This is a genomic window from Streptomyces huiliensis, from assembly GCF_020037025.1.
Lineage (GTDB): Bacteria > Actinomycetota > Actinomycetes > Streptomycetales > Streptomycetaceae > Streptomyces > Streptomyces huiliensis.
Genome location: NZ_JAIQLH010000091.1, coordinates 37,564 through 53,823, shown reverse-complemented (window position 1 = coordinate 53,823; position 16,260 = coordinate 37,564). Strand labels below are relative to the sequence as shown.

Sequence of the window (16,260 nt, the reverse complement as noted above, 5' to 3'; positions counted from 1 at the left end):
TGGCGAGGGTGACCGTCACCGGCGTCTCGCTGCCGATCGCCCTCGGGCTGCTGGTGATGATGTACCCGGTGCTGGCCAAGGTCCGCTACGACCGCCTCGACACGGTCGCTCGCGACCGCCGCCTCCTCGTACCGTCGCTGCTGCTGAACTGGGTGCTCGGCCCCGCCGTGATGTTCACCCTGGCCTGGCTGTTCCTGCCGGACCTGCCCGAATACCGCACCGGCCTGATCATCGTCGGGCTGGCCCGCTGCATCGCGATGGTGATCATCTGGAACGACCTCGCCTGCGGCGACCGCGAGGCCGCCGCCGTCCTCGTCGCCCTCAACAGCGTCTTCCAGGTGATCGCCTTCGCGGGCCTGGGCTGGTTCTACCTGTCCGTCCTGCCCGGCCGGCTCGGCCTGGAGACCACAGCGCTCGACGCCTCGGTGTGGGAGATCGCCCGCAGCGTGCTGATCTTCCTGGGCATCCCCCTCGCCGCCGGCTACCTCACCCGCCGCCTCGGGGAGAAGGCCAGGGGCCGCACCTGGTACGAGACGCGGCTGATCCCCCGCATCAGCCCGTTCGCCCTCTACGGACTGCTGTTCACCATCGTCGTGCTCTTCGCCCTCCAAGGCGACGCCATCACCTCCCGGCCGCTCGACGTGGCCCGCATCGCGCTGCCCCTGCTCGTCTACTTCGCTGTCATGTGGACCGGGTCCATGGCACTGGGCCTCGTGGCCGGCCTGGACCACCCGCGCGCGACCACCCTGGCGTTCACCGCCGCGGGCAACAACTTCGAGCTGGCCATCGCGGTGGCCGTCGCCACTTTCGGCGCGTCCTCCGGCCAGGCCCTCGCCGGGGTCGTCGGCCCGCTGATCGAGGTGCCCGTGCTGATCGGCCTGGTGTACGTCGCCCTGGCCGCCCGCCGCTTCTTCCCGCCGTCCCCCGCCGGCCGCCCGGCCGCCGCCCCGGAAGGTTCCGCCCGTGTCTGAGTCCCCCAAGCCCTCGGTCCTCTTCGTGTGCGTCCACAATGCCGGCCGCTCCCAGATGGGCGCCGCCTTCCTCACCCACCTCGGCGCGGGCCGCGTCGAGGTCCGCTCCGCAGGCTCGGCTCCCGCCGAGACGGTCAATCCGGCCGTCGTCGAGGCGATGCGCGAGGTCGGCGTCGACATCTCCGCCCGGACCCCGAAGCTGCTGACCACCGACGCCGTCCGGGCGTCCGACGTCGTCGTCACCATGGGCTGCGGCGACGCCTGCCCCGTCTTCCCCGGCAAGCGGTACCTCGACTGGAAGCTCGCCGACCCCGCCGGCCAAGGCGTCGACGCCGTCCGCCCGATCCGTGACGAGATCGAACGCCGCGTCCGCGCGCTGCTCTCGGAACTCGGTGTCGAGGCGCGGGGGTGACGGGGCTTCCGGCCGGGGAGCCCCCGGCCGTGACCGCTCGGCGGGCGCGGCGGTGCCGGCGGGCCCTTCCGGCCGGGCCCCGAACCGTGTCCTGACGGCGCCGCTCCGCCCCCGCCCGCCCGGCGCCGCGCCGGGGCTGTGACCGGCGTACGGTCACCGCGCGGCGGATGCCGTACGCGGTGGCGCCGGAAGCGAGCACCGCGACCCCCAGAGCACCGGGGCCGGCGGGAGGGCGAAGGCCGACGCCCGGCAGCCGGCCAGTCCCAGGGCCGGGACGATCCGAGCCGGGCGGCCCCCCTCCGGGGTGAGCGGCCCTCCTCCGGGGTGAGCGGCCCCCCTCCGGGGTGAGCGGCCCCCCTCCGGGGTGAGCGGCCCCCCTCCGGGGTGAGGGGCCCTCCTCCGGGGTGAGGGGCCAGGCAGGGGTGCCGGCGATCGCGTAGTACGCCGGCACGCCGAAGGAGGAGAAGCCGACCGCCCCGCGCACGTCGGCCGTCGCGGCCACCGACGCGCCGCCGGTGCAACGCGTCCGGCGCCCCGGCGGGGGTCGGCGGTTCGCTCATGACCCGCTCCTTCGGCGGTCCACCGCGGGTGGACGGGCTCGCCACCGGCAGACGGTACGCGAACGGCGAGCGGCCCGTGCCGCACTGCCGGCCGGCCACCGGCGGCATGCGCCGCGGCGGCCCCGTCGTCGCCGTATCCGGCCGGAAAGCGCTCCGGCAGGGGGCGGGGTGCTGGGCGGGGGCGCGGGGCCGGCTGTAGCGTGCGCAGCGTTTCACACCGGAACGACCATGTCCCCAACTCCGTTATTTCGCAGCGCTGTTGATCGGCTCCGTTTCCCGACAGGAAGGGACAGTCGAGCAATGAGACCACTGAGAAGGCCGGAACGGCCGCGAAGACGGCGCGGGCGCCTCGGGCGGCTGCTCGGCGCCATGGTGGCAGCCGTCGCGGCCCTGGCCGCCGTGGGCGCCGCGCCGGACCCCGCGGCCGCGGACCGGCAGGTCCGCGCCACCGTCTTCGGCTCCTCCATCGCCGCCGCCCGCAACTACGACGGGCGCCTCGAGCTCTTCGGCACCAACAGCGGGGACGCCGTCTTCCACCGCTACCAGGGCCGCCCCGGGACCGCGTGGACGCCGTGGTACCAGTTCGACGGCGGACTGCGCGCGGTGGCCGCCGAGACCAACGCCGACGGCCGCATGGAGCTGTTCGGCGTGAACGGCGCCGGCAACATCTACCACCGCTGGCAGACCCCGGCCACCGGCACGCCGTGGTCGAACTGGGAGCAGTTCGACGGCAACCTCACGTCGATCGCCGCCGCCCGCAACGCGGACGGCCGGCTGGAGATCTTCGGCAGCAACGCCGCCGGCAACGTCTACCACCGCTGGCAGACCGCCATCGGCGGCCCCTGGTCGGCCTGGGAGCAACTGGACGGCCTGGTGACGCAGGTCGCCGCCGAGACCAACGCCGACGGCCGCATCGAGCTGTTCGGCGTCAACAGCAACGGCGCGGTCTTCCACAAGTGGCAGACGGTGCTGGGCGGACTGTGGTCCCCCTGGGAGCAGTTGGACGGCACTCTCACCTCCATCGCCGCCGCCCGCAACGCCAACGGCCGGCTGGAGATCTTCGGCACCAACGGCGCCGACCAGATCTTCCACCGGGCGCAGACCGCGATCGGCGGCCCGTGGTCGGGCTGGCAGCAGATGGACGGCCTGCTCACCCAGGTCGCCGCCGAGACCAACGCCGACGGCCGCGTCGAACTCTTCGGCGTCAACCGCGGCGGCGCCCCGTACCACCGCTGGCAGACGGCTCTCGGCGGCCCGTGGTCGGGCTGGGAGCAGTTCGACGGCCTACTGAGGCCCTGACGCACCGTCACATCCGCACTGTGTGCCGCCGGGGCGAGGGCCTCGGCGGCACCTGTCCGCCGGCGCCGTGGAGTACGCGTTCCCTTGGCCGTTCACCCCCGCGCTCACGCACCGTCGGCCGCACGGTCTCCGGCCGCGAGCAGGCGCCGGAGGCGGCGGACCTCCTCGACGAGCCGGGGGACGTCCTGGCGTGCGTGGGAGATGAAGTCGGCGTTCTCGTCCCACCGTTCGTCCGCCACATCGACGTACCGAGGTCGCTGGACGGACGCGCCGGTGTCCGTACGGTCCACGGTGCCGATGCTCTCCGATCCGACGATGCGCCGGCCCGGAGGACGGCGGCTCGGTATTCGGCCACATCGTCGGCATGCCGTATCTTCGGCCACTTCACGCGTGACACGGAGGGTGTGCCCATCGCCGACGCGTACGCGTACCCGCCGGGGGCGACCGTCGTCGACATGGGCGGGGGAAGGGAGGGGCGGGCCGCTGCCGGCCGTTCCGGAGACGGCGGGGCGCCGGCTGCTCGCGGACGGCGGCTTCTTCGCCTCCGTGCCCGCCGGAGACCTCCGCTTCCTCAAGCGGACCCTGCACGACTGGGACGACGGGCGGTGCGTCGCCATCCTGCGCGACTGCCGTGCCGCCCTGCGGCCCGGCGGCCGCGTCCTCTTCGAGGCGGCCGGTCTGCGGCTGTCCCGGGTGGTGCCCACGCCGTCCGTGCTGTCGATCGTGGAGGGTGTGCCGGCCGGGGCGTGACGGCCTTGTGAGAGGCTGCCCGCGCGCGGGGTGTTCCGAGGGGGCTCGGGCCGCGGGGAGGAGGGGGCGTGGACGTCCGGCGGCTGGAGTACTTCCTGGCGGTCGTCGACCGCGGCGGGTTCCACCGGGCCGCCGCGGCCCTGTACGTGGCGCAGCCGTCGTTGTCGCAGGCGGTGCGGGCGCTGGAGCGGGAGCTGGGGACGGAGCTGTTCCACCGGATCGGGCGGCGGGTCGTGCTGACGGAGGCGGGCCGCGCGCTGGTCGGGCCGGCGCGGGCGGCGGTGCGGAGCCTGGAGGTCGCCCGCGCGAGCGTGGCCTCCGTGCGCGAACTCCGCACCGGACGCCTGGACGTGGCGGCCATGCCGTCCCAGGCCGTGGAACCACTTACCTCGCTGATCCGTGCGTTCACCCGACGGCATCCCGGCGTGACGGTGGCGGTGAGGGCGGTCCCCACCGCCCGCGGCGTCGTCGAGGCGGTACGGACGGGGGCCGCGGAACTGGGCCTGCTGGCGTCCGCCGATCCCCTGTCCGGCGACGAGGTGGCGGCGTACGAGCTGGGCGAGCAGCGGTTCGTGCTGGTCGTCCCGCCGGACGGGCCCTTCGAAGGGCGGCGGTCCGTCAGGTGCGAGGAGCTGGCGGGCCGGCGTCTGGTCCTGGGGCAGCCGGGCACTGGAATGCGGGCCTACACCGACTCGCTGCGCGAGCGCGGCGTCGACTTCACCGCGGCCGCCGAGACCGAGCACCGGGCCGCCCTGCTGCCCATGGTCCTGGCCGGGGTCGGGCTCGCCGTGGTGACGGAGGCATGGCGGGAGTTCGCGCTGCGGACGGGGGCCCGCGTGCTGGACATCGAGCCGGCGGCCGCCCTGCGCGTCGCCCTGGTCGCCCGCCGGGGTCCCCTCTCCCCCGCGGCGGCCGCGTTCATGGCGACGGCCGTCCCGCCCCCGCCCCCGGATCCGGAGCCGTAACCGTAACCGTAACCGTAGCCGTAGCCGTAGCCGTAGCCGTAGCCGTAGCCGTAGCCGTAGCCGTAGCCGTAGCCGTAGCCCGCGATCGATAGGCCGCGCCTATCCGGCAGATCCGGTCCCCGTCTTGGACGCCTCCCGGCGCGCCCTGCTGGAATCGCCCGCATGACGGATCACCGCATCGCCCTCATCCCCGGCGACGGCATCGGCACCGAGGTACTCCCCGCCGCCCGGCAGGTCCTGGACGCGGTCGGCCGTCGGCACGGCTTCGGCCTGTCCTACACGTCGTACGACGACTGGTCGTGCGAGCGGTACCTCCGCGAGGGCGCCATGATGCCCGAGGACGGCCTCGACCGGCTGCGCGACCAGGACGCCATCCTGCTGGGCGCGGTGGGGCACCCGAAGGTGCCCGACCACGTCTCGCTGTGGGGGCTGCTGATCCCGATCCGGCGCGGCTTCCGGCAGTACGTCAACCTCCGGCCCGTCCGCGTCTTCGAGGGCGTCGAGAGCCCGGTGCGGGGCGCCCGGCCGGGCGCGGTCGACCTCGTCGTGGTCCGCGAGAACGTGGAGGGCGAGTACAGCCGGGCCGGCGGGCGGCTGCACAGCGGCTCCCCCGAGGAACTCGCCCTGCAGACCGCCGTGTTCACGCGGGCCGGGGTCACGCGGGTGGTCGACTACGCCTTCGGGCTGGCCGCCCGGCGCGGGGGCCGGCTGACCTCCGCGACGAAGTCGAACGGCATCGTGCACACCATGCCGTTCTGGGACGAGCTCGTCGCGGAGCGGTCCGCCGCGTTCCCGACGGTCGGCTGGGACCGGGAGCACGTCGACGCGCTCGCGGCGAAGTTCGTCCTCCACCCCGAGCGGTTTGACGTGGTGGTCGCCTCCAACCTCTTCGGCGACATCCTCAGCGACCTCGCCGCCGCCGTGGCCGGTTCCATCGGCATCGCCCCGGCAGCCAACCTCAACCCGGAGCGGGAGTTCCCCTCGATGTTCGAGCCGGTGCACGGGTCGGCTCCCGACATCGCCGGGCGGGGCGTCGCCAACCCGCTGGGGGCGATCTGGTCGGCGGCCATGATGCTCGACCACCTCGGCCGGCCGGAGGCGGCTCGGGACGTCACCGGCGCGATTGCCGCGGTCCTGGCCCGGACGGACGTCCGGACGCCCGACCTGGGCGGCACGGCCACGACCGCCGAGTTCACCGACCGGCTCCTGCGGTTCCTCTGAGCCGCCGGCAGCCGCGGCAGCCGCCCCCGCCCGTCAGTCCGCCGCGGGGCAGGTCGCGTACGCCGGCTGCTCGTCCGGGCGGCGCAGGTAGCGCAGGATCGCCTCGCTCGCGCACCGCGAGGTGTACGCGGCGCCGTGGCCGTCGGCGTCGGCCAGCAGGACGGGGGTCGTGACGGGCAGCCGCCGCAGGACGGCGAGGCCGCCGGGCAGCGGGGTGGCCGGGTCGTGGAGGTTGTTGGCGACCAGGATCCGGGAGCGCGCGGACACCCGCGGCAGGCGGGGCGGATTGGTGACCGGCAGCGGGCTGCCGACGCAGTCCCCGACGACCGCCCAGAACACCGAGGCGCCGAAGCGGGGTGCCGTCCGGCGAACCCGGTCCGTGTGCGCGGCCAGGGCGCGATACCCGGGCGGCACGGGGAAGTCCGAGCACAGCACGGCCCGCGTCAGCCCTTCCGTTCCCGTGTCCGCCGCGTCGCGGGGCGGGGGCGCGAAGGCCGACGCGTCGCCGTCGGCGGCGGCGCGCAGCGAGCGGGCGAGGCGGGGCCAGCCGAGGTCCTCGTGGCGTCCGCCGCTCATGTGACGTGCCGTCATCCGCCGTACGTCGTCGCCCGTGACCCGTGTACGGGTGCCGGGGGCGGGCAGCGTGGCGGCCGCGGCGAGCCGGTCGAAGACGGCGCCGGCGTCCCGGCCGTGCAGGGCGCACGCGCTGCTCTCGGTGCACCAGCGGGTGAACCGGGTGAAGGCGTTCTCCACGCCGGCGGCGTTGCGGGCGGCGAACGCGGGCAGGTCCACCGAGTGGTCGAGCACGCCGTCCAGGGCGAGTGCCCGCGGCGGCCGCTGTCGGTAGCGGTCGAGGTAGGCGGCGGCGTAGGCGACGAGGCCGTCGCGCTGTCCGACGGCCGTGCGGACGGCCTCGATGTCCTGGGCGGTGTCGTCGGCGGACAGGTGCCGTACCCGGGCGCTGGCCAACCGTTCCACACTCGGTTACGCAGCCAGTGACACCGCCTGGGCCCAGCACCTCCAGTCAGCTCTCGACGCGGCGAAGTTCGGCCGCATCAAGGACCTCTACGGAGCCCACGTGGCGGGACAGCCCATCGGCTTCGGACCAGGGGCCGGCCGCCTCCGAGATACCTTCAACGAGATCCAGGCGACAGCCACCGCACGGGGCGGGAACGCCCGCGTCGAAGAGAGCCTCCTGCGCAAGGCACGGATCACCATCCGCTTCGGCACCCTGAACCACTGCCTGTTCGACGAGGCGAACCCGGCCGGCGCTGTCTGCCTCGACGGAACCCTCGTTCCCGAAGACCACACCGGACCGCTGGACTGGCGCTGCCGCCCCGACCGCTGCCACAACAGTGTGATCGGAACCGAGCACGTCGCCATCTACGACTCCCACCGGCGCACCCAGCTCAAGCTCCTCGACGCCCCTGCCCTGTCCCCCTGCCGCAAGGAGCTGATCATTCGCGAGCTGGAGCGGACCGAAGCCGTCCTGGACAAGATCCGCAAGGAGACACCGTGACAACCAGCCGCGCCATCACCGAGGACGGCGTCACCGCCAAGACCGCCGCCGCCCTGCGGGCCGCGATGCACCGGCTCTTCGACGGCAAACCGCAGCGTACTGACGGGCGCCTCACCAAGGAGAACCTGTGGCGGGAAGCCCAGGTCAGCCGAGCCACCATGAACCGGGCCACAGCCGTCCTCGCCGAATGGGACAGCCACGTCGCCGCGCATGGGACCACAACATCCGGCGAGACCCGACGCGACGAAGAGATCGCCAAGCTCCACAGGAAGGTCGCGGACAAGACCCGCGAGTGCACGCTCCTCAAGCAGCGACTGACCGCCGCGGCTACCGCGATTGCCGCCCTGCACCACGACAACACCCAGCTCCGCCAGGAACTCGCAGCCGCCGGAGCGACCGTCATCTCCCTCCGGCCCACCCCCCAGCACGAGCAGGTGAGAGCACGTGGGTGCCGTCGTCCGTTGTGGTAGGTCGCAGGGCTCGCGTCCCCTGCCTCAGCAGGGGACGCGAGGTCGCTCGCGTTCGTCAGACGACGTCGATGGACGTGGACCGGGAGACCTGGTCGCCGACGGAGAACTCCACGCTGGTGGGGCCCGGCGGGGAGTCGTCGCCGGCACTCACGCAGACCCACAGGTCAGCGACCGAGCCGTCCGTCGGGATGGCCAGGTCGACATCGGAGAAGGTCAGGGACTGCCCATCGGCGGAGAGGGTACCCGGGTACGCGACGGCGGGGTGGTCGCCGTCCCAGACGGTCAGCTGGTGGTCGGGGTTGTCCGGCGTACCGAAGCGCAGGCCAGCGCCGTCCGGCAGAGTCACGGTGACGGTTTGCGGCGGGATGTCCCGTGCTCCGCCGTTGCGCACCTCCACCCCGGGGTAGACGGGCGGTCCTCCCCGCTGGGCTGCCTTGGGGGTGCCGCCCGGCGCCATGGTGAAGGCCGGCATGACGACGGTCGTCGTGCAGGGGGAGTTCTTACCTCCCACGGTGAAGTCCAGGCTGGTGGTGCCCAGGGGGGCGTCGTGGCCGGCGCTCGCGGCGACCCACATCACCGTTGTCCCGGGCAGTGCCAGGTCCACGTCCGTAAAGGTGAGGGTCGTACCGTCCGGCGAGAGCGTTCCCGTGTACGGCGTCGTCTGCCCGTCGCCCGTCTGGACGGTCAGCTGGTGGTCGGGGAGCGTCTCCGTACCGAACCGCAGGTCCCCGCCCGCGGGCAGGGCCACCGTCACGGACACCGGGGGGCACGCCAGGCCGGACGTGACGTGCACCCCGGGATACCCGACTGCTCCGCCCCGGATCAGGTGCACGTCCGGTGGGCCGCCCGGCGACACCGAGAACGCCGGCGTCACCTCCAGCGGGAACACCACCTCGGCACTGCCCGACTTCGCGGTCACCGTCACCGGGCCCGGAGTCGTCCCCGCTGTCAGTGCCGGGGTCGTGGCCTGCCCGTTGTTGTCCGTCGTCGCGGACGCGGACTGCGTGCCGTCGGCGAAGGACGCATCGCCCTGGGTGACCGTGAAGGTGACCACTTCGCCCGGGACGGGAGTCGTCCCGTCCGCTGACCACGCCTTCGCGGTCAGCGGCTGACCGAACTGCTCCGCCTGGTCCGCCGTCTGGCCGGCACCCGCCTCCGCCGTCAGCCGGGCCACCACCAGCTGCCACTGCAACACCACTTGGCCGGGCTGCCTGTTGTCGCCGATTCCGGCTTGGTAGAAGGGATCGGACTTGCCCGCGGAGTTCCTCCCCGCCCCCGCGACGGTCTGTCCGTTCGACACACCCGGGCCGGAGGCGTAGCCGGAACCGCCGCCGCCACCGGAGAGGTACGAGCCCCCGCCACCGCCCCAGCCGCCACCACCGCCACCACCGGCATAGCCGGCTCCACCGCCGCAGTGGTTGGCTGCCATACCGTTGCCGCCGCCACCGCCCATGCCGGGCAGCGGGATCTGCCCGCCGTTTCCGCCGCCGTTCTGGCCCAGGTCGCCTCCGTTGCCCGCGTCGGCTCCGGCGTTGCAGGTCATCCCGGCCCCGCCTTTGGGTCCTGCCGCGCCTCGCGCCGGGGTTCCGGTGTACGACCCACTGGATGTGGCCGTCCCGTCGCCTCCGCGGTCACCGCCACCCGCACCGCCGAGGGTGCCGTCCACGAACGCTGCACCACCGCCACCGGCGATGAGCAGGGGGCCGACGCCTGGGCGGTAGAGACCGCTCATGCCTCCGCCGAGCTTGACCACACCACCGAACGAGTCGCTTCCCACCACCACTTTGAGGACCTCGCCCGACGTGACCGCAACGGTCCCCGAGGAGAAGCCGCCCCCTCCACCGTTGTCGCCGCCGCCTCCGCTGCCCCAGACGCGGGCATCGAGCGAGGTCACCCCCTCAGGTACCCGGAACTCCTGGACCTGGCCCGTGGCGCTGAAGCGTTGCAGGCGGTTGTAAGGGGCGATGGGTGTTTCCTGAGCCATGACGTACCGTCCTTTCGTTGCAGGTGGACAGGGGTCGACCGAGACCGGCCGGATCAGTCGTGGGTGGCGTGGGTCACGCCGTTCCATGACGGGCACGGGCTCGGGCGCTTGATGGCCGTGCTCCTGGTGGTCAGCGATTCGACGGCGTCGCACCACAGGGCGAGGTCTGGGACCGCGCTCAGCTCAACCGACCGGGCTCTGGCCCGGCGGGAGGCGCGCGCCCAGGCGTCCGGGTCCTCGAGAGAGGTCAGGGCGTGGATCCAGGCGTTGAGGTCGTCGCGGTAGGCGAAGATGCCGGCGTCGCCCAGGGACTCGACGAGTCCGGGAGTCGGATGGGCGATCACCGGGATGCCCGAGGCGAACGCCTCGATGGCCACGCGCCCCCACGATTCGTACAGGCTCGGCATGAGCATCACGCGCGCCCGGCTGTAGACGTGTTCGCGCATCCGCTGCCCGGGCACCCCGTCGAGGACCTCGCAGTTGGGCAGCCGGGGCGGCGGCATGACCTGCTGGCCGTAGGCGCCGCGGACGCCGAGGAACTTCCACCGTGGTGTCCAGGCGGCGATCTGCCAGAACAACTCGCCGCCCTTGTCAGGGTTGAGGTTGACGAGCGTCGCGCAGTCGCCGGGCTCCGTGCGGTACTCCTCCGCGATCACTGGCGGCCGGACGACGATGCTGTGCCGGGGCAGGAACTCCTGGGGGTAGTGGGCGTAGAAGATCTCGCCCTCCCGCCTGATCCACTCGCTGTTGTAGACGAGGAGATCGGCGCCGGCCGCGTTGTGGAAGCTCGTGGAGAAGTCGTCGTGGCAGATCACGACCAGGGGTATCCGGCGCTCCCGCGCGAGCCCGGCCACCAAGGGGACGTTCTCGAAGTGGGACAGCAGCACATCCGACCGCTGAACATGTGCGGCGAAATCGGTACCCTCCTGGTACGGGATGGCCCGCACCCCGTCGATCTCGTAGCTCTTCTCGATGGCCCCCGGGTGCGAGAGCCAGACCGCCACGTCATGGCCGCGTTCGGCCAAGGGGCGGAGCATGGAGTGGAGCATCCACTCGGAGCCCGCGTTGTGGGCCGGCGGGTATCCGTACACCCGGGCCGCGATCGACATGCTCCGTACCGTGGGGGTGGTAACCAGTCGGGGCAGGTGGGGTGCCACCGTGTCCACGAGTGCGAACTCCCTCCTGTGAAGGCGATACCTCGAGATCAAGCGGACCTGGCGAATCGCAACCGCGTGCCCTTGCCGGCCGGTGCGATGGCCCCGTTCGGTGCTGAGCCAGGCGACACCGGCGGGCAAGGGCGGGCGGACGTCGGCACCAGGGCTGTGCACATCAGAGCTGCGGAGCTGGCGGTTCGAGCGGCCGGTACGGCCCCGTCGTGCTGCACGGATCAGTGCGGATGGGCAAGTCCGGCCGGCCACCGCTGGGTGACCGGTCCTTCGCCAACTGGGGTGCCCACGCGGGCCCAGCCCGCGCGTCGTCGCTGGCGATCAGAGATTCACCAGTGCTTTTCAGCCGAGTGGGCACGCGGCTCGCTCAACGCGAAGCCGCTGAAGATCTTCTCCACGCCACGCTGGAAGTGCGCGTTCCGTGATGGAACCCGCTCTCCAAGCTGCTGCGGCGGGGTGTGATCACAAGGGCTCCTGGTCAGAGGATCCGTTGAACCCGAACCACTCCATTGAGTCACAGTTCGACTATGCAGAGCTAGTTCTTGTAGGTTGAAACCACCTGTAAGTGCCTTGCTGCGGCACCGCAAGAACAAAGGGGTCGCAGGTCCCCAAAGCTCGCGCCGGTCGGATTCAGCCCAATGAGCCGCCTACCCACGGCTGCCGATGACCTCCAGGGACAAGATTGTTCGCGTCCGTCAGCCCCTTGCCCGATCGCCTGGCCTGCAGATCTCGGGCAGCGGCAAACCGCGCCCTGGAGCTCAGCTATCCGCAAGACCGGGGACGCCCGCCGGCAGACCGACTGCGCTCGGCCCAGCATGACGGAATCTCGCGCCTTGACATTGGTCGGCGCAGCCCGGATCGAGTGAACATGGCGAGCCGTACTGGGTCCACCACATCCGTCTCATGAGACACCCACTTCGCGAAGAACACGTTCACCTGCACGTCTTCCCCCGCTTCGCCGGTGACCCATTCCGCATTGATGCTGACTGGCGCGTGCAGGAGCGAGACCAGCTCGACAAGACGGCTGCTGCCGTCCGTCGGGACCTCGCTGCCCTCGACGCTGGTCCGCACTGACGACCATCGCTCCGCGAGACACGGTCTCACGTGGGTCAGATGAGGCCCGACGCCGGTCTTCTCGGCCAGCTTGGGGTGGCGCCTTTTCGGGCCAGGCGCCTGCTCATGAGGGTGATGGCGGCCCAGGTGATCAGAGTCTCGGAGTGTTGGACGAGCCGTTCGTAGTCGCGTGCGTGCCTGCGCGCGTACATCATCCATGCAAGGCTGCGTTCGACGACCCAGCGGCGGGGCAGCACGACGAAGCCGGAGGCGTCCTTGGGACGGCTGACCGGCTTGATCGTCAGGTTCAGGTGCTGCTTGGCCCAGTCGACGAGCTTGCCGGCGTAGGCGGAGTCGGCCCACACGATCGTGATCTCGGGGTGCATGAGGCGTAGGCGGAAGAGGACTTCCTTGGCTGCTGCGGAGTCGTGCAGGTCGGCGGGGGTGACCATGACCATGAGGGGCAGTCCGCGGGTGTCGACGACCATGTGGCGCTTGCGCCCGTTGATCTTCTTGCCCGCGTCGTAGCCGCGGGTGGCCCGGCTGACGGTCTCGGCCGCCTTCACGCTCTGGGAGTCGATCACCGTGGCCACCGCCCGGGGGCCCTTGCCCATGTCACGGCGGATCCGTCCGGAGAGGTGGTCGCGGATTTGGCCGACGATCCCGGCGGTGGCCCAGCGGGCCATGAATCCCCAGACCGTGCGCCAGGGCGGGAAGTCCGCGGGCAGGGCCCGCCATTTGCATCCGGTGTCGACGACATAGCGGATGGCGTCGACCACCTCGCGGCGGGGGTGCTTCTCCGGTCGGCCGCCGCGGCTGGTCTCGCAGGCCGGCTCCGGCAGCAGCGGCTCGAGCAGGGCCCATTCCGCGTTCGTGGTGTCGGAGGGATAGCGACGCTGACGCATGGCGGCGGCTTTTCTCCAAGTTCAGTCGAGGGTCGCCCGCACCTTCGCCACGTTCTCGTGCACGATCGTGCGTTCGTCCTCGCCGAGGGTGCGGTCCCGCAGGCCGGGGACGGCCCGGCCGGCCGCGGCCACGAACGAGTGGCAGGCGGTGACAGGTCCAGGAACTCCACCGTCCGGTCAATGTGCCGGACCGCTGGGGCGACCGGGCTGGTGTCCTCGAAGTGTTCGCGGGCCTGCCGGCCCCGCTCGACCTGGGCGTGGTTGACCTGGTGGCGGGCTGTGTCGTCGCTCATCGCCTTGAAGGCGACCTCCGGCCGACGCAGCAGACCGGTGGTCACCTGGGTGGCGACGTGCTCGTCCCGGGTGAACTCCTCCACCACCCGTTACCTTGTCGTGGTCGGGGACCTTGGCCGCCACCGTCGGACGCTTGAGGAAGTCGGTGGTCACCGCCGCGGCGACGTCCTCGTCCCGGGCAAGGGTATGGATCGCGGTGATCTTCTCCTGCGGAGAGGCCGGGCTCTCGACCCGGCGTCCCACCCGCCGGTTGGCGTCGTCGACCGTCCACCGGCTCTTGCCCTCGGGCGGCGTCTTGACCGCGGCGAACCGCTCTTCCTCGTCAGGAATGCTGCCCAGGACCCGGTGAACCGTGAACGACACCCCCGTCTGACGATGTTCCCGCGGCCAGCGCGACGCTGTCCACCGTGCGTTCTCCACGGTGCTTCGCTTCAGGCCGATATCCTCTGCGAGCCTGGTCAGGGCCTGGCGGACCGTGAACAGATCCTGACCCGGCAGAGCTTGACTGCCGTCCTCGGGCCGGCGCATCGGCTCGATCTCCAGCGCGCGGTCCCCGATCGTGAACTGGCCCTGGGTTGCTCGACCACTTTCCGCAGCTCGGCCACGATCTGCTCGTAGCGTTGCCGGCTGACGTTTCCGACCTTGTCGATCTCCTCCGGCACGGTGTCTCACCACCCATGCGGGCCGGGCACGGAGCTGGAGCCCGTGACGTGGACACGACCCGCTCTCACCGAGAGTCAGACCGCAAATATGCTGATCACAATAAACGACCGTAAATGACCGGGTTCTGACAGGAGTTGGACTCAGGATGCGTTCGCGATGCGGTCACTGTGCCCGTTCGCCGAACGTTTCCTTCCGGTGCCTCCAGGCCCTCACCACACACCGGCGCGAGCAGTAGACGGCATTCGAGCGCCGGTCGACGCCAGCCACCCAGCGAGCCCCGCACTCGGGGCACTCGGCCTCGTCCGCGCCGCCCCGGACAGCCGCCAGGCGTTTGCGCAACCGGCGCTCCGTACGCCACTGCCTGGCACGACATGCCGCGGAACAGAACACGGCGTCAGGCCGCGCACCGGGCCTCAGCCGTTCGCCGCAAACCCGACAGTTCCTCTCCCCGGCCCGCCCGGTGCCCTTGGACACCACGCCAGCGTAGGACCCAAAGCTACTCAGAACCGGGGATCAGAGACACGCACTGACCAACGTCGCCCGGCACAGCGGGGCTTCGCTGGCCGAGGTGACGGTGCGGCGTACGGGCGACGTGCTGCGCGTCCGCGTCCGCGACGACGGCCGCGGCGGCGCCCGCGAACAGGCGTCCGGCGGCACGGGACGGGCGGGTGGCACCGGCCTGGCGGGGGTGCGGCACCGCGTCGAGGCGCTGGACGGGACCATGACGCTCGGCAGTCCGGCCGGCGGACCGACCGTCGTGGAGGTGGAGCTCCCGTGCGCGTGGTGATCGCCGACGACGACACCCTGATCCGGGAGGGGCTGGCCGCGCTGCTGGCGGCCGAGGGCTGTGACGTCGTGGCGGCGGTGGCGCACCCGGACGAGCTGCCGGCCGCGGTGGCCGCCCACCGCCCGGACGTCGCCGTCGTGGACGTCCGCATGCCGCCGACCCACACCGACGAGGGCATCCGGGCCGCCGTCCGCATCCGGCGGTCCGCCCGGCCGCCCGCGGTGCTCATCCTGTCCGCCCACGCCGAGCCGTCGTTCGCCACCGACCTGCTCGCACCGGTACGACCGGCATCGGCTACCTGCTGAAGGAACGGGTGAGTCACGTCGGGCAGTTCCTCGACGCGCTGCACCGCGTGGCCGCCGGCGGTACGGCCATCGACCCCGAGGTGGCCTCCCGGCTGCTGACGCGCCGGCGGGCCGCGGAGGCCGTCGCCGCCCTGACCGGACGCGAGCGGGAGGTGCTGGCCCTCATGGCGCAGGGGCTGGGCAACGCGGCTCTCGCCCGCCGCCTCGACGTCACCGGCAACGCCGTGCAGAAGCACATCAGGAACATCTTCGCGAAACTCGGCCTGCCGCCGGACGCCGAGGCGGACCGCCGCGTCGCGGCCGTCCTGCGGCATCTGGAGGCTCTGGGCCGCTGACGCGGCCCGCGGGGTCCGGCGACGTCCGGCGACGTCCGGCGCTCGGGGCTGCCCGCGACGGCCGGAGTCCGCGCCGGCTTCCGGGGGCCGGCCCGGAACGGCAGGTGGCAGACGTCCGACTGCCGGTCACGCGTACCAGTCGTCCCCGCCGTCGTCCGCGAGGGCACGTGCGAGGTAGTCCCGCAGGTCACGGGCGACTGGTCGGCGGCTGTCGTCCTCGTGCCGCCATACGAGGACATCGGGCCGGAACGGCGGGCCGGCGAACGCGAACTGGTCGCCGCCGCCGTTGTCGCCGAAGAAGAGGAGTGCCTCGAACGGCTCGTAGAGGCCGGCGAGGACGCCGTCCGACCGGAAGCGCAGGTTGTCCTCGACGATCCGTTCCAGCGGCCAGACCGTGTCCACCCCGCAGGGCCCGACGATGCCGTCGGTCTCCCGCAGCAGACCGACGAGTTCGGCCGGCAGACGGCAGCCCAGCCGCCGCTCGGCGATGGCCGGCGCGGCCGTGCCGACAGGTTCCCTGAACTCGGCCTCGGAGAACGTCCGGACCGCTGCTTCCCGCCACATGGGGCAACCCTAGACCGGGCGGGGGTGGTGGCTCCCC

General features: G+C 72.4%; 15 protein-coding genes and 4 pseudogenes. 11 read left to right on the top strand and 8 right to left on the bottom strand.

Going from position 1 to position 16,260, the window contains the following annotated elements:
• Both arsB and JNW98_RS18185 read left to right on the top strand, forming a co-directional pair.
• A partial coding sequence (gene arsB / locus JNW98_RS18190) for an ACR3 family arsenite efflux transporter (RefSeq protein WP_223769301.1) occupies nt 1-971 on the top strand: 971 nt, incomplete at its 5' end.
• Nucleotides 964-1,383, top strand: coding sequence for an arsenate reductase ArsC (locus JNW98_RS18185; protein ID WP_223769300.1), 420 nt, complete (start codon nt 964-966; stop codon nt 1,381-1,383). The genes arsB and JNW98_RS18185, both read left to right, overlap by 8 nt.
• A 157-nt stretch (nt 1,384-1,540) precedes the next feature.
• Here JNW98_RS18185 and JNW98_RS36900 read toward each other — a convergent pair.
• Nucleotides 1,541-1,891 (bottom strand): annotated as a pseudogene (locus JNW98_RS36900) (hypothetical protein); the annotation flags it as partial.
• A gap of 50 nt (nt 1,892-1,941) precedes the next feature.
• On the opposite strand from JNW98_RS36900, the gene JNW98_RS18175 reads away from it, so the two are divergent.
• Together JNW98_RS18175 and JNW98_RS18170 are read left to right on the top strand one after the other, a co-directional pair.
• A complete protein-coding gene (locus tag JNW98_RS18175) occupies nt 1,942-2,142 on the top strand; it encodes a hypothetical protein (RefSeq protein ID WP_223769299.1) in 201 nt (66 codons plus the stop codon).
• A gap of 101 nt (nt 2,143-2,243) precedes the next feature.
• Complete coding sequence (locus JNW98_RS18170) at nt 2,244-3,242, top strand: PLL family lectin (protein ID WP_223769298.1); 999 nt, start codon at nt 2,244-2,246, stop codon at nt 3,240-3,242.
• Nucleotides 3,243-3,346: 104 nt separating this feature from the next.
• On the opposite strand, the gene JNW98_RS18165 is transcribed toward JNW98_RS18170, so the two are convergent.
• Nucleotides 3,347-3,532 carry a hypothetical protein gene (locus JNW98_RS18165; protein WP_223769297.1) on the bottom strand — a complete coding sequence of 62 codons (186 nt, stop codon included), beginning with the start codon at nt 3,530-3,532 and terminating at the stop codon, nt 3,347-3,349.
• A 256-nt stretch (nt 3,533-3,788) separates the two neighbouring features.
• On the opposite strand from JNW98_RS18165, the gene JNW98_RS36630 reads away from it, so the two are divergent.
• The 3 genes from JNW98_RS36630 (at nt 3,789) to JNW98_RS18150 (ending at nt 6,178) form a co-directional block, all read left to right on the top strand.
• On the top strand, nt 3,789-3,992 hold the full coding sequence (locus JNW98_RS36630; RefSeq protein ID WP_308015625.1) for a methyltransferase: 204 nt from the start codon (nt 3,789-3,791) through the stop codon (nt 3,990-3,992).
• 68 nt (nt 3,993-4,060) lie between these two features.
• A complete protein-coding gene (locus JNW98_RS18155; RefSeq protein WP_223769296.1) occupies nt 4,061-4,957 on the top strand; it encodes a LysR family transcriptional regulator in 897 nt (298 codons plus the stop codon).
• A gap of 162 nt (nt 4,958-5,119) precedes the next feature.
• Nucleotides 5,120-6,178 (top strand): tartrate dehydrogenase, encoded by a 1,059-nt coding sequence (locus JNW98_RS18150; RefSeq protein WP_223769295.1) that lies wholly within the window; start codon nt 5,120-5,122, stop codon nt 6,176-6,178.
• Nucleotides 6,179-6,211: 33 nt separating this feature from the next.
• Here JNW98_RS18150 and JNW98_RS18145 read toward each other — a convergent pair whose 3' ends face one another.
• Nucleotides 6,212-7,147, bottom strand: a complete 936-nt coding sequence (locus JNW98_RS18145; protein ID WP_223769294.1) for an alpha/beta hydrolase — start codon at nt 7,145-7,147, stop codon at nt 6,212-6,214.
• 109 nt (nt 7,148-7,256) lie between these two features.
• On the opposite strand from JNW98_RS18145, the gene JNW98_RS18140 reads away from it, so the two are divergent.
• Both JNW98_RS18140 and JNW98_RS18135 read left to right on the top strand, forming a co-directional pair.
• On the top strand, nt 7,257-7,697 hold the full coding sequence (locus JNW98_RS18140) for a hypothetical protein (protein WP_223769293.1): 441 nt from the start codon (nt 7,257-7,259) through the stop codon (nt 7,695-7,697).
• Nucleotides 7,694-8,167, top strand: a complete 474-nt coding sequence (locus JNW98_RS18135) for a hypothetical protein (RefSeq protein ID WP_223769292.1) — start codon at nt 7,694-7,696, stop codon at nt 8,165-8,167. Before JNW98_RS18140 ends, JNW98_RS18135 begins: the two co-directional genes overlap by 4 nt.
• A gap of 55 nt (nt 8,168-8,222) precedes the next feature.
• Here JNW98_RS18135 and JNW98_RS18130 read toward each other — a convergent pair whose 3' ends face one another.
• The 4 genes and pseudogenes from JNW98_RS18130 to JNW98_RS18115 form a co-directional block, all read right to left on the bottom strand.
• The gene (locus tag JNW98_RS18130) at nt 8,223-10,151 is read right to left on the bottom strand and encodes an Ig-like domain-containing protein (protein WP_223769291.1); all 1,929 of its coding nucleotides are present in this window, start codon (nt 10,149-10,151) and stop codon (nt 8,223-8,225) included.
• Between the two features lie 53 nt (nt 10,152-10,204).
• Entirely contained in the window at nt 10,205-11,260 is a 1,056-nt protein-coding gene (locus JNW98_RS18125) for a glycosyltransferase family 4 protein (RefSeq protein WP_223769290.1), read from the bottom strand.
• A 1,166-nt stretch (nt 11,261-12,426) separates the two neighbouring features.
• Entirely contained in the window at nt 12,427-13,275 is an 849-nt protein-coding gene (locus JNW98_RS18120) for an IS5 family transposase (RefSeq protein WP_308015624.1), read from the bottom strand.
• Between the two features lie 24 nt (nt 13,276-13,299).
• Nucleotides 13,300-14,231 (bottom strand): annotated as a pseudogene (locus tag JNW98_RS18115) (DUF6192 family protein); the annotation flags it as partial.
• A gap of 524 nt (nt 14,232-14,755) precedes the next feature.
• Here JNW98_RS18115 and JNW98_RS18110 point away from each other — a divergent pair.
• Both JNW98_RS18110 and JNW98_RS18105 read left to right on the top strand, forming a co-directional pair.
• Nucleotides 14,756-15,019, top strand: a pseudogene (locus tag JNW98_RS18110) (sensor histidine kinase); the annotation flags it as partial.
• Nucleotides 15,007-15,659, top strand: a pseudogene (locus JNW98_RS18105) (response regulator). The pseudogenes JNW98_RS18110 and JNW98_RS18105, both read left to right, overlap by 13 nt.
• 126 nt (nt 15,660-15,785) lie before the next feature.
• Here JNW98_RS18105 and JNW98_RS18100 read toward each other — a convergent pair.
• On the bottom strand, nt 15,786-16,223 hold the full coding sequence (locus tag JNW98_RS18100; protein ID WP_223769289.1) for an SMI1/KNR4 family protein: 438 nt from the start codon (nt 16,221-16,223) through the stop codon (nt 15,786-15,788).
• Nucleotides 16,224-16,260 lie beyond the last annotated feature (37 nt).

Coding starts and splice junctions, on each gene's coding strand:
- JNW98_RS18175 (WP_223769299.1), top strand. CDS start 1,942: ATGACCCGCTCCTTCGGCGGTCCACCGCGGGTGGACGGGCTCGCCACC.
- JNW98_RS18100 (WP_223769289.1), bottom strand. CDS start 16,223: ATGTGGCGGGAAGCAGCGGTCCGGACGTTCTCCGAGGCCGAGTTCAGG.
- JNW98_RS18130 (WP_223769291.1), bottom strand. CDS start 10,151: ATGGCTCAGGAAACACCCATCGCCCCTTACAACCGCCTGCAACGCTTC.
- JNW98_RS18150 (WP_223769295.1), top strand. CDS start 5,120: ATGACGGATCACCGCATCGCCCTCATCCCCGGCGACGGCATCGGCACC.
- JNW98_RS18125 (WP_223769290.1), bottom strand. CDS start 11,260: ATGTCGATCGCGGCCCGGGTGTACGGATACCCGCCGGCCCACAACGCG.
- JNW98_RS18170 (WP_223769298.1), top strand. CDS start 2,244: ATGAGACCACTGAGAAGGCCGGAACGGCCGCGAAGACGGCGCGGGCGC.
- JNW98_RS18120 (WP_308015624.1), bottom strand. CDS start 13,275: ATGCGTCAGCGTCGCTATCCCTCCGACACCACGAACGCGGAATGGGCC.